This window comes from Alkalihalobacillus sp. BA299, from assembly GCF_017745675.1.
Lineage (GTDB): Bacteria > Bacillota > Bacilli > Bacillales > Bacillaceae_F > Alkalihalobacterium.
In genome coordinates, this window is the sequence record NZ_JAFLJM010000004.1 from 105,076 (window position 1) to 121,756 (window position 16,681).

Annotated in this window: 21 protein-coding genes; 4 read left to right on the plus strand and 17 right to left on the minus strand. The window is 36.3% G+C overall.

Features of this window, described 5'->3' with window-relative positions; all coding sequences use genetic code 11:
- Positions 1–11: 11 nt before the first annotated feature.
- The 8 genes from J0N78_RS06595 to J0N78_RS06630 all read right to left on the minus strand — a co-directional run bounded on the left by J0N78_RS06595 (position 12) and on the right by J0N78_RS06630 (position 8,891).
- The gene (locus J0N78_RS06595) at positions 12–908 is read right to left on the minus strand and encodes a PHP domain-containing protein (protein ID WP_209122242.1); all 897 of its coding nucleotides are present in this window, start codon (positions 906–908) and stop codon (positions 12–14) included.
- Between the two features lie 115 nt (positions 909–1,023).
- Positions 1,024–1,848, minus strand: a complete 825-nt coding sequence (nadE, locus tag J0N78_RS06600) for an ammonia-dependent NAD(+) synthetase (protein ID WP_209122461.1) — start codon at positions 1,846–1,848, stop codon at positions 1,024–1,026.
- A gap of 351 nt (positions 1,849–2,199) precedes the next feature.
- Entirely contained in the window at positions 2,200–2,427 is a 228-nt protein-coding gene (gene tlp / locus J0N78_RS06605; RefSeq protein WP_209122243.1) for a small acid-soluble spore protein Tlp, read from the minus strand.
- A 72-nt stretch (positions 2,428–2,499) separates the two neighbouring features.
- Positions 2,500–2,925 (minus strand): acyl-CoA thioesterase, encoded by a 426-nt coding sequence (locus tag J0N78_RS06610; RefSeq protein ID WP_209122244.1) that lies wholly within the window; start codon positions 2,923–2,925, stop codon positions 2,500–2,502.
- A gap of 270 nt (positions 2,926–3,195) precedes the next feature.
- Positions 3,196–5,535 (minus strand): AAA family ATPase, encoded by a 2,340-nt coding sequence (locus J0N78_RS06615; RefSeq protein ID WP_209122245.1) that lies wholly within the window; start codon positions 5,533–5,535, stop codon positions 3,196–3,198.
- Positions 5,536–5,567: 32 nt separating this feature from the next.
- A complete protein-coding gene (locus J0N78_RS06620; protein ID WP_209122246.1) occupies positions 5,568–6,509 on the minus strand; it encodes a DMT family transporter in 942 nt (313 codons plus the stop codon).
- 169 nt (positions 6,510–6,678) lie between these two features.
- Entirely contained in the window at positions 6,679–8,310 is a 1,632-nt protein-coding gene (locus J0N78_RS06625; RefSeq protein WP_209122247.1) for a copper resistance D family protein, read from the minus strand.
- A gap of 20 nt (positions 8,311–8,330) precedes the next feature.
- On the minus strand, positions 8,331–8,891 hold the full coding sequence (locus J0N78_RS06630) for a copper resistance CopC family protein (protein WP_209122248.1): 561 nt from the start codon (positions 8,889–8,891) through the stop codon (positions 8,331–8,333).
- Between the two features lie 144 nt (positions 8,892–9,035).
- Between J0N78_RS06630 and J0N78_RS06635 the strand changes: the two genes are divergently transcribed.
- Positions 9,036–9,668 carry a TVP38/TMEM64 family protein gene (locus J0N78_RS06635; protein WP_209122249.1) on the plus strand — a complete coding sequence of 211 codons (633 nt, stop codon included), beginning with the start codon at positions 9,036–9,038 and terminating at the stop codon, positions 9,666–9,668.
- A gap of 76 nt (positions 9,669–9,744) precedes the next feature.
- On the opposite strand, the gene J0N78_RS06640 is transcribed toward J0N78_RS06635, so the two are convergent.
- The 7 genes from J0N78_RS06640 to J0N78_RS06670 form a co-directional block, all read right to left on the minus strand.
- Positions 9,745–10,245, minus strand: a complete 501-nt coding sequence (locus J0N78_RS06640; protein ID WP_307794911.1) for a VanZ family protein — start codon at positions 10,243–10,245, stop codon at positions 9,745–9,747.
- 103 nt (positions 10,246–10,348) lie between these two features.
- On the minus strand, positions 10,349–10,534 hold the full coding sequence (locus tag J0N78_RS06645) for a hypothetical protein (RefSeq protein WP_209122250.1): 186 nt from the start codon (positions 10,532–10,534) through the stop codon (positions 10,349–10,351).
- A 176-nt stretch (positions 10,535–10,710) separates the two neighbouring features.
- Positions 10,711–10,851, minus strand: coding sequence for an acid-soluble spore protein N (locus J0N78_RS06650; protein ID WP_209122251.1), 141 nt, complete (start codon positions 10,849–10,851; stop codon positions 10,711–10,713).
- Between the two features lie 102 nt (positions 10,852–10,953).
- The gene (locus tag J0N78_RS06655) at positions 10,954–11,094 is read right to left on the minus strand and encodes an FbpB family small basic protein (protein WP_209122252.1); all 141 of its coding nucleotides are present in this window, start codon (positions 11,092–11,094) and stop codon (positions 10,954–10,956) included.
- 103 nt (positions 11,095–11,197) lie between these two features.
- Positions 11,198–11,911, minus strand: coding sequence for a DUF421 domain-containing protein (locus J0N78_RS06660; protein WP_209122253.1), 714 nt, complete (start codon positions 11,909–11,911; stop codon positions 11,198–11,200).
- 148 nt (positions 11,912–12,059) lie between these two features.
- Positions 12,060–12,266, minus strand: a complete 207-nt coding sequence (locus J0N78_RS06665; protein ID WP_209122254.1) for a DUF1657 domain-containing protein — start codon at positions 12,264–12,266, stop codon at positions 12,060–12,062.
- A gap of 13 nt (positions 12,267–12,279) precedes the next feature.
- Positions 12,280–12,420, minus strand: a complete 141-nt coding sequence (locus tag J0N78_RS06670) for a hypothetical protein (RefSeq protein ID WP_209122255.1) — start codon at positions 12,418–12,420, stop codon at positions 12,280–12,282.
- Between the two features lie 96 nt (positions 12,421–12,516).
- Here J0N78_RS06670 and ymzB point away from each other — a divergent pair, with 96 nt between their 5' ends.
- The gene (ymzB, locus tag J0N78_RS06675) at positions 12,517–12,861 is read left to right on the plus strand and encodes a protein YmzB (protein WP_209122256.1); all 345 of its coding nucleotides are present in this window, start codon (positions 12,517–12,519) and stop codon (positions 12,859–12,861) included.
- A gap of 88 nt (positions 12,862–12,949) precedes the next feature.
- On the opposite strand, the gene acnA is transcribed toward ymzB, so the two are convergent.
- Positions 12,950–15,676, minus strand: coding sequence for an aconitate hydratase AcnA (gene acnA, locus J0N78_RS06680; protein ID WP_209122257.1), 2,727 nt, complete (start codon positions 15,674–15,676; stop codon positions 12,950–12,952).
- 216 nt (positions 15,677–15,892) lie between these two features.
- Here acnA and sspO point away from each other — a divergent pair, with 216 nt between their 5' ends.
- Positions 15,893–16,054, plus strand: coding sequence for a small acid-soluble spore protein O (gene sspO, locus J0N78_RS06685; RefSeq protein ID WP_075386108.1), 162 nt, complete (start codon positions 15,893–15,895; stop codon positions 16,052–16,054).
- Between the two features lie 50 nt (positions 16,055–16,104).
- Here sspO and J0N78_RS06690 read toward each other — a convergent pair whose 3' ends face one another.
- A complete protein-coding gene (locus J0N78_RS06690; RefSeq protein ID WP_209122258.1) occupies positions 16,105–16,359 on the minus strand; it encodes a DUF2524 family protein in 255 nt (84 codons plus the stop codon).
- A 128-nt stretch (positions 16,360–16,487) separates the two neighbouring features.
- Here J0N78_RS06690 and J0N78_RS06695 point away from each other — a divergent pair, with 128 nt between their 5' ends.
- Complete coding sequence (locus J0N78_RS06695; RefSeq protein ID WP_209122259.1) at positions 16,488–16,625, plus strand: small acid-soluble spore protein P; 138 nt, start codon at positions 16,488–16,490, stop codon at positions 16,623–16,625.
- Positions 16,626–16,681 lie beyond the last annotated feature (56 nt).

The following is a 16,681-nucleotide window of genomic DNA, read 5'->3' on the forward strand; positions in this document are numbered from 1 at the left end:
TCTTCTGCGGCTTAGTCCAGTCCATACGTCGCTGAACGGGCGCTTCCGCTTTTCTTAATTGCAGCTACTAGTTTTTCTGCATAGCTATTATGTATTCTCGTTCTCCCTAGTGGTTCAGGTACTCTTCCGTAATCTTCATGATGAAAATCTGAACCACCAGTTTTCAATAACGATATTTTATGTTTTTTCTCAATCTGTTGTAATAGTTTTTCATAATGGATCCTGTCTTCGTCAGAATGATCTCGATGATACACTTCAATTCCTTGTAATCCATATTCAACTACAAGGGGTTCTATCCAATCATCCAAATCATAATAGACAGGGTGTGCAATAATAGATACACCTTTCATACGATGAATCCAATTTATCGCTTCTTCTGGTGTCATTTCTTTTTCTTTGGAAACATAACATGGACGACCTTCAGCTAAATATTTATCAAAAGCCTCTGCAACATCCTGTACATACTTTTTTTTGATTAATGCTTTCGCCACGTGTGGTCTTCCTATACTTCCACCGTCAACAAATTCTAAAACATCTTCAGCTGTTAACTCAAGTCCAACTGCTTTTAACTTTCCTAAAATGACATCCAATCGTTTTCTCCTCATCTGTTGATGCCCTTTCAACATTTGACATAACTCATCATTATCATAATCTAGACCATATCCAAGAATATGAACACTTTTCCCATGATATTTTGTTGAAAATTCAATTCCTGGTATTACCGTAATACCTAATTCTTTACCTCTATCCATTGCCTCCTTAACACCTTCTGTTGTGTCATGATCCGTTAAGGCAATATATTGCAATCCAACATCTTTACATTTGTCCAACAACGAGCTTGGGCTATATCCTCCATCTGAAGCTGTTGAATGCATATGCAAATCGGCATTTTCTTGTGCTTTAGTCATCAAATCATTCCTTTTCTGTATTCGCAATTTTCATACTACTATCAACCTACCAGTAAAACAAACCATCAGTAGGTTCTTAACCTCGCCGATGGTTTGTGTTTATTTTTTGCACGTCCTATACATTTTTCCACCAATTGTCATGAACTGTAACGGGTAAGTTCCGTTTATGTTCAGTCATTAAATAACGTCTTTCAATTTTTTCTCTTATGTCTGCTGCAACTTCCTTGCCTTCAAGGTAGTCATCAAGCTGTTCATACGTCATACCTAAAGCTACTTCGTCTGGTAAGGCAGGTCGATCTTCCTCTAAGTCAGCTGTAGGTGCTTTCTCATATAGGTGAGATGGGCAGCCTAGCTCTTTTAACAATACTTTTCCTTGGCGTTTCGTTAGTCCAAAAAGTGGTGCAGTGTCACACGCCCCGTCCCCATGCTTTGTAAAAAAACCAGTAATTGCTTCAGCTGCATGATCAGTTCCAACAACTAAGCATTGATAATGCGCACCAATATCATATTGTACCTTCATTCTTTCTCTTGCTTTTGTATTCCCTTTATTAAAATCAGACAATATTTTTCCTGTAGCTTCAGTAAAAGAAGAATATGCAGCATCTACTGCAGGCTTGATATTTACTGTCACTCTCTCGGAAGGCTTAATAAAATTAAGCGCATCTTGAGCATCTTGTTCATCTCTTTGCACACCGTAAGGAAGTCGAACAGCGATAAACATATATGGATTTTCTGAATGTTGATTGTTTAGTTCATCAATCGCCATTTGAACGAGTTTCCCCGTTAATGTTGAATCTTGTCCACCTGAAATCCCAAGCACATACCCTTTCATTCCTGAGTGAAGTAAATACGTTTTTAGAAACTCAACTCTCCGTCTAATTTCAACCCTTGCGTTCACTTCAGTTTGCACTTGTAGTGCCTTCATAATTTTTTGCTGCATTTCTGTCAATTTAATTCCCCCAGTACCTTTCCGTCCTAATAGTAATTTACCCGTTTTTTTCAAGACAAAACGAGGATTATCTCTATCCTTTAACATATACATTACAAAATCAATTTTGTCAGTACTTTTGTTAGAAAATCTCACAATTTGATAATAAAAAAAAGAAATAACAATACATTAACTTATAAAAATGCTTACGATATTATTTAGTATGGTATACTTGAGTTATCGTTGATATTGCAATTATTAAAAAAGCCCGAATCAATATACGATTCGGGCTTCTAATTGATACGTTATTCCTTATGTTTCTCTGCGACATCAGAGCTACTTGGAAAAAGTATAATATTCTTATTAATATTCGCCGCGTTCTCGCGCTTCTTGCTCATCTTTAATTTCTGCATCAAATGCATTTATGCTTTCTCGACGTCTCTCATTCTTTTGTTCAACTGCTTGTCGCTCTGCACCCTTCATATCACTTTGCGCTAAAGTTTCTTCTGCAGCTTCAATGTTTTGTTTTGTGTTTTCTTTCATCTGTTGTAGACGTTCTACATTATTTTTACGATTATCTGGTTTAGCCATGAGGAAGCCTCCTTTAGATTTTTACGTAACTATTTTGCTGCAGGAGGTTCGTTTCTATTCTTATTTTTTTCTTTATTTTTCTATTCTCTTTTCACGTTCATAAACAGTATGCCATTCAGGTAAATGCTTTCGTATAGAAATCGGTCGGAACGATTCTTTTTTTACACAAACATGTTCACTTGTACCTGACACACATTGAACGCCATCAGCGTTCATTATGTTATATCCATAAACAACTCTAATGCCATCATAACGTTCAACCCATGTTTCAATCGTTATCGTGTCGCCATATTTCGCAGGATATTTATATACTAAGTTTATACCCGTTACAGGAGATAATATCCCGTCACTTTCCATTTGCACATAGCTAAATCCTAAAGCTTTTATTAAGTGTGTTCGCCCTAATTCACACCAAACAATATAGTTCGAATGGTGAACGACACCCATTTGATCTGTTTCTTTGTAACGCACTTCAATTTCAGTTACCGATTTTTTCATTTGTTTACCTCCCTTTTATGTTTAAGTTTGGCTCTTTTCTCAAAGATTGTTGCTTTTAGCTTTTGGACCGTAAGCCAAGCGGATGCTTGGCTCTTCACACATAGCGTGAAGGTTTTGAAAACAAAATAGCCGTTCAGACAAATGAATTTGTCTTGAAAAGCCTATTTTATTTTCAAAAAACGGTCCAAAAGCAACACAGTTTACGAAAACAGCCTTAAGTTTTTAGCGGATTAATTGGAACAACATGTATCGGAATGACAGCAGACAAACTTAAAATACGAAATCTTCTTTTTGTACTGTTATAAGTACGGAAGGTTCAATATCAACCTCGTTTAATTGACATACCCGATGCGCTTGCTTGCTTATTGCCATTTCAACTAAATTAACTGCATAGCGACCATTACCTGTTATGTTAATTTTCCGTAGTTCTTCTTGGACATATTTTGCTGCACGATCGTCTAACTGATATCCGTAATCTTGTGCATACATCGTAACCATACTAAATAATTCTTCAGTCGTATAATCTTCAAAGTGGATGTACTTTTTAAATCTTGACTCTAGCCCAGGATTTTGAGAAATTAACCGCTTCATTTCATCCGGATACCCTGCTAATATAACGACTAAATTTTCATTATGCTTTGTCATTTCTTCAACTAGCGTATCTATCACTTCACGACCAAAATCCTTTTCGCCACCAGCGGCTAATGAGTAAGCTTCATCTATAAACAAAACACCGCCTAAAGCTTCACGAATTTTTTTCTTCGTTTTCAATGCTGTTTGCCCAACATACCCAGCAACGAGATCCGTTCGACCGGCAACAACAACATGTCCTCGTTTTAAAAGACCAATATCTTTAAGTAGCTCCGAAAACAACTTTGCTACCGTCGTTTTCCCAGTTCCTGGATTTCCTGTAAAAATAGAGTGAAGTTGGACCGGCATAACGCGCAAGTTTTTTTCTGCCCGTAGCTGCTGTACCCGAACTAATGAGCTTAACGTTTCAACTTCCTTTTTAACTTCATCTAAACCAATTAAGCGAGAAAGTCGCTCTAATGCACTTTCTTTTTGTTCGTCGTTCTCACGCGCTGTTACCTTCACGTCTTGACCATCGAGTATTGTCATTTGTTCAATGGTCAATGGCTTGTCCATTTCTACACGAGACCCTTTTTTAAAAATTGAATCAAGTACAATATTTTTTACCGTACGTGCATTTCCAAACGTTTCATCTACCTGCTCTTTTTCAATTCTTTTTTTTAGTTCCCTTAACCCATCCATCGAAAATACATAATCGTTTTCGAAGGCCATTCTTTCTCCAATCGATAACAACTCATTAATTGAATAGTCAGGTAGATGAATATGATTTGGCTCTGGAAACCGACTTCTTAGACCTGGATTGGCCCATAAAAACTGCCGCATCTCCTCAGGATAACCAGCTAATATGACCGCAAACTTGCCAGCATATTCACTACTCGTCATGGCAGATACTAACGTGTCGATCACTGATTGGCCGTAATCATTACTTGCAGCGCCTTCACGCTTTAAACTATATGCCTCATCTATAAATAGAACCCCTCCAAGGGCTTTCTCAATCACTTTTAAGGTGTTTTCTTCCGTCTGCCCTACAAACCCTGCCACAAGCTGAGAGCGATCAACTTCAAGAACATCTTCACGAGGCAATATCCCAAGTTCATAATAAATTTTAGCTAGGAGACGGGCTAACATCGTTTTCCCAGTTCCTGGATTTCCGGTAATGATCATATTTAAACTTAAGTCATCTTGAAAATGAAACCCCTCTTCTTTACGACGTCGTTGATATTGTAGAAAATGATATAGTCCCCTCACTCGTTCTTTTACTTCAATTAAACCAACCATATGATTTAACGTATTCAACGATTGTGGAAACCTATCCATTGCCTTCGGTAATTCTCCTTTTTGTTGAACCGTCCGTAGCCAAGCTTCTTTTAATCCTTCAATTTTTTTAATTGGAGCTCGAATTTCTTTTAATTGTGACGCAGAATAAAAAATGCCTGTCGCCGATTCCTGGTATGCTTCAGTAGCTTTTGCAATGGCTAGCATCGGCTCATTCAAATCCTTTATAATTTTTTCGAGCTGAACAATCTTATTAAGTTGCATACTACTATCGATTAATTCTGCTGACTGCCGCGCCCGTAAAAGAACAGAATTAATTTCAGAAGCTCTTGAAAAAAAATGATTCGCAATCTGAAAATAATCATGGGCAATCTTTTTCTTCGATGCACCATGGTCAGTTTCTCGTATTTGCGGTAATTTTTCAGGAATAATGTCAAATTGTATTTGTGAAATTAACTGCTCAGCAAGAATCCGATTGGCCAATGGCTGCTGCGGTTCAATCGCTAGCGCCTCATCTAACCACTTACTAAGTAAAGGGTCATCCGGACTATACCGTTCGCTTCTTTTCAATGTTAATAAACTTAATACTAACGCTCGCACTCTGCAAGAAGCGGTATCTGGATGATTTTCTAAATACGTAAGGTAACGAAGGGCTAATGGCTCTTGATTAAATTGCTCGGGTTCTTCAAGCCATAAGTTTACGTCCTCATTGATTTGTTTTAATGATATGCTTAATTCGTTCATAAAGTTGTTTCACCTCTTGCTTGGCTATTCCTTTATTTTACCATCACCTGTTTTGTCTGAATATCCCGTTTTTGTTTCTTAGATTTCACGTACGTCCCAATATATACTCCTGATAAGACAAACAATGCCCCGATTCCATGTGCAAATGTAAACTTTTCTCCTAGAAATAACGTAGCCATAATTACAGCTGAAACAGGCATTACATTAATAAATATTGAAGCTTTAGCTGCCCCTACCTTTTTAATTCCTTGATAATACATGATAAAACTAATAACAGTAACAAAAATACTCATATGAAGAAGTGAAGCCCATACTCCGAGGGGTGCTCCTTTTATTTGTGACCATGTTAATTCATAAAGTGCAAATGGTAGTAAAAATAATGTTCCAAAAAATACAGCATACGTCGTCGAAACAATCGCACTATACTTTCCTAACACAACTTTTCCTAAAACACTATAGAGCGCCCAACTTATAACTGCTCCTAATAAAATAAAATCGATCGGTTCAAAACCTATTTTTACTAAATCTAAAAGCCGACCGTTTGAAATAATAATTACAACCCCAAACAAAGCTACACTCATCCCAACAATATGTCGTTTTGTAATCGTTTCTTTTAAAAACAACCCAGATAATAGGACAATTAATACAGGATTGGAAGCAATAAAAAGAGAACTTTTAATAACAGGAGCATGCTTACTCGCTAAAAAGAAACAAATATTGTAAATACATATACCCGTTAGACCTAACAACGCAAACAAGCCCCAATCTTTTTTTGTTGGCTTCGGACGATTTTTTTCCATCGTCCACATAATTGGAAATAACAACAAAGTTGCTCCTAAGAAACGAAAAAAGGCAACAGTAGCAGGCTCAAAGCTCTCTACCGCAACCTTTCCAGCAATAAATGCACTACCCCAAGTACTTGTTGCTAAGGCTAACATAATATAAGTTAATATTGGTGTTGTTTGTTTTTCCATCATATTCCCTCAATTTCACTTATGTTTTTCTTTATTGTACCACTTTTTTCGAAGAACGAAATATTTATTAAGAAAAGTAAAAAGTTAGTTCCTGTAGCTAGACTGTTAAAAAGCAAAAGGAGGCCGTTTAGCCCCCAATAAATAAAACAACTAAATATTTGTTAGGATTTTAATGACAGTAAACACCCTCCTCAAGAAACCCTCTCATATAACCACCCACAATTTCTTCTTTATCATTGAAAAACTCAATTGGATGATTAGGGTCCCATTCCTCATCCGAGCTGATAACATTAATAAACGTATTATTTTCTACCTTCGCCTCACTCGAATCTCCTTCAAAATAAATACCGACTTTATCAACATCGCTTGGTTCACTTATATACCCAATGGTTACGTAAGTATACGGTTGGTTATTCTGAAGCCATGGTCCATTACGAATAATAAAGGTTCTAATTTTATGATCAAGCTCATTGATTGGAATACCGCCTATCATTAAGTTACTTTCGTTTACTTTATAATAATCCTGATTATCTTTATAGAGGAGATCCACTGCCAACTTCTCATGATTAATGTGATAAACGACCGCAATAAAGTCATTACTTACTCGTTGTTCTACAAGTACTTCCACTTCACCATTCTCCTGACTGGATTGAATCGCTTCTCGTGGAGTAGAAAATCGCTGACTATCAATCCACCCCTGACTTGAAGGATGAGTACTACCGAGAATTCCAAATAACATTAGAAAGGCAAAAGCTGTGCTGACAGAAATGATTCGTATCCACCCTTTTCCTCTTAATACTTCAAAAATAAGTAATAATAAAAGTAAGGCAGAACCAGTGAATAAAACAATTGATAACCAGTTGAACGAGAAAGTAAGTGGAACAATTGAACCGACATGTTCCCCAATGAACCATTTGTATAATAGAGATGGTTCTGTCGTCTGTAATGTTCGCGCCACCTCATGAGGTGGAACTCGTTCTGTCATTACAGCAGTAATTCCAAAGATAAACAAACCGATAATACTCTCCGCTTTTAATGTATTTTGAAAACGAGTAACGCCCACTTTATGTAGCCTTTTTCTTAATAGAAACCCATGAACAACCCCAAACAAAATAATTGGAGCAATTAAAATATGCTTTAATAGCAATAATTGTCCATAAGTAAGCACCCATGAATTAACATACTCTGGAACAATGATTGTCATTAATAGTAGACCAGACAAAATCAATATAATCACAGAAGCAATAGCAACTGGAGAAAACCATCGAATAAATAAAGTCCATTTTTCGGTACTCTTTTCACTCGAAAACCAACTAATTACAAACAAAGTCCCCATCCATACTGTAGCAGCAATGAAGTGTAATCCGTTATATATAAATCCAAGTCCTTCATCTAATGATGCCGCATGACTCGCCCAACTCGATGATAATGCAAAAATAATTACGAGTAATAAGAATATTAATTTTACATAAAAAGTCTTAATGTATACTAATCCATAATATAAAGTGATGCTAATAATAGCTAATAGCGTCGTTACCATCCAAGCTTGGCCGATTTTGTATCCAAGCATGACTTGGGTCATAATCGGCATAAATGGCGCTTCGTATTGAATATGAATTTGATAAGTAGCCGATAAAATAGGAATAACACTTAGTACGGGAATTAAGCAAATGCACCCATAAACCCAACTGTTTTTTACAACGAATGCAGGTCCCCTATTCTTAGGTACAACTTGGAGCAAGGCTACCCCTAATAAAAATGAAAAAAGTAAATACATTAGCACCTGGCTAATTTCAACCATCTGAATTCCCCACTTTTCACTTATTTACGTCGTCTTGCAAATATAATCGTACTAATAACAATGATGAAAACAACGAATAAAATCCACTTCAAATTAGTAGAAGATTCTTCTTTTGTTTCACCACTAATTTCTTGAACATTTTCTTCTGTTTCCATTTGTCCTTCTTCATCGATGCTCTCTTTTTCTAGCTCCTTAACCTCTTCCTCTTTTTCAACGATTACTTCAGGTTCAGGAGCATCAACCGTAAATGAGATCGTACCATCCGTCGCATGACCATCACTCCCTAATGCAGACCAATGAATTGCATAGTTACCTTTATATAAAGGCTGTTCTAGTAATGCTGTTAAGACTCGTTCTTCCACCGTTTGAGCGTGTAGTGGAACAATATCTCCTGCTTCATCAATCAAATCAATTTTTGTATGCTTTTCAATACCAACATCAAAATGCAATTCAATTTGTTCTAATGGTTCCACGATCACATCTCCCTCACTTGGAAAAGATGATCCAACATATGAATGGCCTAAAGCATATACGGGCATTACGAAACAAAAGAATAAAAATAACAATAATACCTTCTTCAACTTTTACACTCCTTTTAATTCCTAGTATTCTTGTCTGTATTATATATTAACAATGTGAACTAATTGTGAAAAGCAAAAAATTTATCACAAAAATTCTTTAATCCCGTTATAATTGATAAAGCACTTTCACATAAGGAGATTCAAATGCTCAAAAAATTAGGTGTAATAGCACTTTATATTATGACCGGATTAATACTTTACGTATATGGTGATCAATTATTAGTTTGGTTAGATAATTACGCAAGAGACTTTTTACTATCAACAATAGTTGTTGCTACATTATTATCTTTATTTCCTATTATTCCTTACCCTATAATTGGAGGAATAGTCGGTGCTGCATTTGGTACTACTTTAGGCGCTTTTGTCATTTGGATTGGATCTTCAGGAGCCTCTATCATTATGTTTTTAATTGTTCGTTACAGCTTTCAAGACTGGGGTAATTCAATACTGCGTAATTATAAATTAACGGAGAAAGTAACCCTATTATTTGAGAAAAATGCTTTTTTTGCTATATTTCTAAGCCGGTTAATTCCCGTCATACCTTCAATTATTGTAAATGTCTATTCAGCATTAAGTCGTGTATCGTTTATTAATTATACGATTGCCTCAACTCTCGGTAAAATGCCATCCATGATGTTATTTGCGATAGTTGGAAATACATTAGTTACTAACCCTAGAGACCTTCTGCTTATTATGCTTCTTTATGGACTCTTTGTAGCAGTTGTCTTTATATGTTTCAAACAATGGAAAAAACGAACATTACAAATTAATAGATAGTTATGAAAAAGGCTGCCCAGAACAAAACCAGCTTCACTATCAAATCTTTGGATGCTGGGCTCTTTCGGGCAGCCTCTTATTTTTTATAAAAAATAACCACTCGCTTTTTTATGGTTCGTATTATAACGAAAATACTTACGCCGATTAATCCACCGAACGTGTTCAAAATCACATCATCAACATTTGAAACACGATACGTAAACAAAAACTGGCACACTTCAATAAAAAGGGAACTAACACAACAAATGAATACCGCTTTAATCATCACTTTTTGAACATGCTTAAACATAAAAGGTAATAAAAAGCCAAATGGCACAAACAACATGACGTTTCCTAATAAAATAATGATCGGGTCCATAATATCTTGACTGAACACAGAAATACGATAAATACTTCGAAATGGTGTTAAATTAAAATTTCTTCCTCCAGGTCCTTCTGGCCCAAGTGATGCGCCGTAATTCCAAGCAAATAGTGTTACATAAAAAAGTAAACATAAATAAATGAAAAGCAAAACAAATGCAACCGTTCTAATTTTTTGATGCGCCGAAAAATTTAACATCTTATTAATCGGGAACACGTCCTTCAATTGCACACTCTCCTATTACTAACCTTTGTTTCATTATTTATTTTTTTATACAATTAGACAAGACTTTTTTATCCCGAATAAATGATGTATTTCTTCACTTTTCAACACCACGTTTTTGCATTATTTTTACTACGGTTTCTTTGGGATCCCAACAATTAAATTGATAATTAGGTTTTGTTTCATACCCTAAACGTGAACAAAAATAATTCGTCTTTCCATCTGTTTTAAATACCCTAAAATGTTTACAAGTAGCACAATAATGATATTGCCAAATAGCCATACTACACTCCTCTTAGTATCTGTTTCCTCTCATGATAGCACGGCAATTTATAAGTTTCGAGAAAAAATTCCAACACATTAAAAAAGTGCTAGGGACCTCTCCTCGACTTAGATGCTTTCACTTATAGCACCTTATCGTTTATGTTAAGAGGTACACTAACACTAATCAGTTACTCTTTATCCTTTCGGTGGCGCATAATCAGGATGTTCATTCCCTTTAGTATTCATCTTCTTTCCTTTATTAGAGTCACTTTTTCTAGGCTGGGTACCTAAGTGATTTGGACGAAACTTATCAAATGCATGCTTTGATTTAGCCATTGTTATCCCCCTTCCTTTACTTTTAATGTAAGCCAAAAGGGGACAAATCATAAGTGGCAGTTTTTGAAAAGAAAACGATTAACCCTTGAATGGAACACTTGATTATAATGAAACTCCATTTTCTTTTTGAATTTTCTGCTCCCATCTTTCTTCTAGTTTCTCAAGCGCTTCTTTATCATTCATTAGTTGACGCTTATTTTCTTGAACTAGTTCCTCAAACGATAATTTTCTAACTCTTCTCATGAAATATCACTCCTTACAAATAGTATCACTATTGTTACTACTATGGAGTGAGTTTATACATAATTGTTAGAAAACTCTTACTATAGTCGCAACTTTTTCTTGCCTAGTTACTAATATTTTGGGGACTAATGTAAATTTGTCCACCTTCATCCATCGTCATTAAGAAAATTTCTCGATAATTGCTATAGCCATGTACTCGTACTTGCTCTCTTAACCAATCTAAAGTTCCTACCTTTTTTACATTTGCTTCAATAATTTTCCCGTCTTCAATAAGAACAGTTGGATATCCTTTAGGAGCACTATATAATGACATATCTTGCGGAGTGACTGATTGGTACTGACTTTTTTTTATGACACTTATTTGTCCATTGGCTTCTAATATTGCATAATCAACTTCATTTAAATCAGTAGCCTCCAATAAACGTAAGTCCATCAATAACGAGTCAATCGTAACTTTTGCTTTATTCATTTCTTTTTTTAAAATTTTTCCATGACGAACTAATATGATAGGTTCATCTTCAACGACTCTCCGAAAACGTGGAGTATGTAAAGAAATCACAGTCAGGGCAAGATGTAATCCTGCGATTAACGCTGCTGCTGCTAACGGACCTCCTAAAGGGAGTTCACCACTTGATAATGGTTCACCAACAACATCGCCCAAAATGACTCCAAAGATAAAATCAATTGGATTAATCGAACTCATCGAACGCTGACCTAATAGCTTTACCATAATAAAAACATATACATATACTATAAGTGCGCGAATTAAAAATCCATACACTGGCAGTTCTGGTGCCCCTGTCCAAAACTCAAACATATTTCTAACTCCTTTCTACATAAGGAGGGCTGACTCATCAAAGTGAAATACACAAATATTTTATCAGTGTATAACACTAGGGGAGTCAGCCACGATCCAGAATAGAATCAATTCCTTGAAAGAAGGATTTTATACCATTTACTATTTGTTAATTTTGATGAAATTGTGGCTCTTCATTTAAAACCTGTTGAAAACGTCCTTCAAGTAAATTACAAATATTTTTTTGTTGCTGTGCTATCTGTTCAAACATCCGTTTGGCTTCTTGGTTTTCTGTTTCTAAAGAAAATTGTACGAGGCTTGCTTGAACACTTTGAGCTTGTGCTATCGCTTGTTGCATCTGAGTTTGAACAGTCATTATTGAATTCTCCTTACTTTTTCATGTCACGACTCATTTTTTGAGATTCAATTTCAGCATAAGATGCAAATTCCTCCTGGTGATTTTGTTTACCCTGCTTCTTTGCATTATTATTGCGGTTAGCGTTGGCATTCCCTTTTTTCGTACGTCCCATACTTTTTACCTCACTTTCACAGAAGTTTAAGATTTCGTTCATAGGTTTGGCTAAAATAGAAAAAAATATGAATGTAAAATGGAAGGGGGACTGACAATGACAGACCAATCGAATGAAGAAATCCAATCCATACTCAATCATTTAAATGATTGGAAAGGTGAACAATTATCCATTGAGAAAAAAGAACGAGACGATCTAGACAAAAATACTCTATCACTCGAGGAAGTAGAAGTCGTCCATCAAATGGACGACACAGATGATTACGTTGATCCATATACCATTCAATTACGCGGGAAAGGTACAGTGGTTCATACAAATGGAAAAGCAAAGCTGCCGTTAAATAGTTATGAGTTGCCGATTAAACAACTTTTATCGTTTGAAACGTCAAAAGAATTTATGACGATTAAAACTGACCGAGCAACGTATTTTATTAAGAAATAAGGTAAAATTACCAAATCTACACGAAGGCTTAGCCATAGGAGTAAAAAAAACAAGGCTGATCATACAATCAGCCTTGTTTTTTACTTTATTAAGCTTTTGTTCTTTCGCCTGCCAGCTTGTTACGAAGAACCATTTGCAGGATACCACCGTGACGATAGTAGTCAATTTCAACTTCACTGTCGAAACGAACAAGAACTTCAAATTCAGTCTTCTTGCCAGCTTCGTCCGTTGCTGTCACTTTAACCATATCACGAGGTTTCACTTCATTTGTAATGGCAACTTCAATTGTTTCTATACCAGTTAAACCAAGTGTATCAGCGCTTTCGCCTTCTTTGAATTGAAGAGGAAGTACACCCATTAACACAAGGTTAGAACGGTGAATACGCTCATAGCTTTCAGCGATAACTGTTTTAATTCCAAGAAGGTTAGTACCTTTAGCCGCCCAGTCACGTGAACTACCCATACCGTAATCTTTACCAGCAAGGATGACTAATCCAGTACCATCTTCTTTATATTTCATTGCTGCATCATAAATTGGCATCAGTTCTTCTGTTGGCCAGTAAGTTGTGAACCCACCTTCTGTACCAGGAGCCACTTGGTTACGGATACGGATGTTTGCAAACGTACCACGCATCATGACTTCATGATGTCCACGACGCGAACCATAAGAGTTAAAATCACGTGGTTCTACACCTTTAGAAATTAAGTATTTACCTGCAGGTGTTTCTTTTCCGAATGAACCAGCTGGTGAAATATGGTCAGTTGTAACTGTATCACCTAATTTACCTATTACGCGTAAGCCTTGTAATGGAGCAATTTCATCCGCTTCAGCAGATAAATTCTCAAAGAATGGCGGGTTTGCGATATAAGTTGACTCATCATCCCACTTGTAAAGAGCATCATCAGTTGTTTCAATTTCGTTCCAACGTGGGTTACTCTTGAAGACATTTTCATATTCTCGCTTGAATAACTCAGGTGTAACAGTCTGTTCTACAACAGTTTTGATTTCTTCAGCAGTTGGCCAGATATCGTCAAAGTATACGTCTTTACCGTCTTTATCTTGTCCGATTACATCATTTTTAAGATCAATATCTACAGTTCCAGCTAAAGCATAAGCTACTACAAGTGGTGGTGAAGCTAAGTAGTTCGCTTTTACTAGCGGATGAATACGACCTTCGAAGTTACGGTTTCCAGAAAGTACAGAAGTAACTGTTAAGTCATTTTCAGCAATCGCTTTTTCAATTTCATCTGCTAATGGACCAGAGTTACCGATACATGTTGTACAACCGTAACCAACAATGTTAAATCCTAATTGCTCAAGATATGGAAGTAATCCAGAATCTTTTAAGTATCCAGTAACAACTTTAGAACCTGGTGCTAAAGATGTTTTTACGTACTCAGGAACTTGTAAGCCTTTTTCAGCAGCTTTTTTCGCAACTAAACCAGCACCTACTAGTACGTATGGATTTGAAGTATTTGTACAGCTTGTAATTGCAGCGATCGCAATTGCACCTGTTTTCATTGTTGTTTCATTTCCATTTGCAAGTTTAACTGTCACTTCTTTATTAAATTCTTCTTCAGTTAAACCAAGCCCTTGTGTTCCAGCTGGAGCAGTAACTGCTCTTCTGAACTCAGGTTGCATTTTAGAGAACGGAATTAAATCTTGAGGACGCTTAGGACCTGAAAGATTTGCTTCGATCTGAGATAAGTCGATTTCTACGATATCCGTGTATGTTGGGTCTGGTGTTTCACCTGGTACGTAGAATAAATCATTTGATTTGCAATATTCTTCCACTAATTTGATTTGCTCTTCGTCGCGGCCTGTTAAGCGCATGTAGTTGAGTGCTTCTTTATCGATTGGGAAGAAACCACATGTAGCGCCGTACTCTGGAGCCATGTTTGAAATAGTTGCACGGTCTGCAAGTGGCATTTCAGCTAGACCAGGACCGTAAAACTCAACGAATTTACCTACTACCTTCTTTTCACGTAACACTTGTGTCACTTTAAGAGCAACGTCAGTAGCTGTTGTTCCACTTGGTAATGAACCCGTAATTTTAACACCAATTACTTCAGGTACTGGGAAGTATGAAGGTTGTCCAAGCATTCCCGCTTCTGCTTCAATTCCACCAACACCCCATCCAAGAACACCGATACCGTTAATCATTGTTGTATGTGAGTCTGTACCGAATAATGAATCTGGGTATGTTAAAGTAGATCCGTTTTCTTGTTCTAGCGCATGTACAACATTTGCTAAATACTCTAAGTTAACCTGGTGAACGATACCTGTTGCAGGTGGTACTGCACGGTAGTTATCAAATGCTTTTTGTGCCCAGCTTAAGAACTGATAACGCTCTCCATTACGAGCAAACTCAAGATCCATATTGAAATTTAATGAATCAGTTGTACCAGCTTTATCAACTTGGACAGAGTGGTCGATAACGAGGTCTACTGGAATTTCAGGATTGATTTTTTGTGGGTCTCCACCCATATCTGCCATTGCTTTTCTTAAAGAAGCTAAGTCAACGACACATGGTACTCCAGTAAAGTCTTGTAGGATAACACGTGAAGGTTTAAAAGGTACATCGATATCTTGAAGTTCGTTAGTACCCCACTTTGCTAGATTTTCAACATGCTCTTTTTTAATTACAAAACCATCTTCTTGGCGTAGTACTGACTCTAATAACACCTTAATTGAATAAGGAAGCTTAGAGACTTTTCCAACACCTGCTTCTTCTAATGCTTGAAGGCGATAGTAATCATACTTTTTACCATTCGCTTCAAAAGATGAACGTGCGTTAAAAGTATTATTTGTCATATGTATTCCCTCCTAAAAGCTATTATATAACAGATTGACAAAATTGTCGAAATAGTGGGTAAAGATCAACTAAAATTGATAAGCAAAACGAAAGCGCTTTTACCAATGCTTGTCACTTCCCCTACTCTAGAATAGCAAAAGATTCTTAAAGAATAAATGAATTTTTGAAATTAAAATTAAGTTTTTAGAAAAACTACTGTAATGGAGGTGATTTCATTGACTAAAAGAAAATCAAATCACATTATTCCTGGAGCAAATGCTGCTAAAGGACAAGGAAAAGACGTAGGATACAATTCTAAGTTTGGTCAAGAAATGGCAAATGAGCCTTTGACCGAAGAACAACGACAAAATAATAAAAAGAAAAAGAAGAATCAATAACAGCATTGAAAAGAAGAGAGAGCCTACAATACGATGGCTCTCTTTAGCTTTTATTCCTCAAATTGACTTCTTAATTGCTCAAGATCTTGCTCGTATTTATATAACTGCTCTTTTTGGTGTTCTGATGCATTTGTTAAGGCTTTATTAATTTGAGAAAAAGCTTCTTCTATTTCTTGTTTCGCTTTTTTTACATGCCATCCATAATCAGCTCTTGATGCATCAATATCAGATGTTGCTTCTTGTGCTTGAACAAAAGCTTGTTCCGCAGCTTGGAACGATTGTTGTTTATCTTTATGATAAGGCATAATATCCCTCCTCTTTAATTTCATTTTATTTTTCATTACTTCTTCGTCCTTTATTCATAAACCCTTGAATAAACGAGATAAAGATTTTAGATACTATCAATGCGGGTTCAAATAAGGAGGGATAGTTGATGACAGAACGCAATACTTACAAAGATATTCGAAAAAATGCTCCAAAAGGGGAAAACCCTGGGCAACCTGCCCCAATGAAAGGCTCAAAAAAAGTTAAGCAACGAAACCATGTTGGCCAAACAGATGGTGAAAGTTAATGAAAGGCTTCTATCAGTGGTGGTGGTATTTTGCTATCCCACTGATGGATTCCATA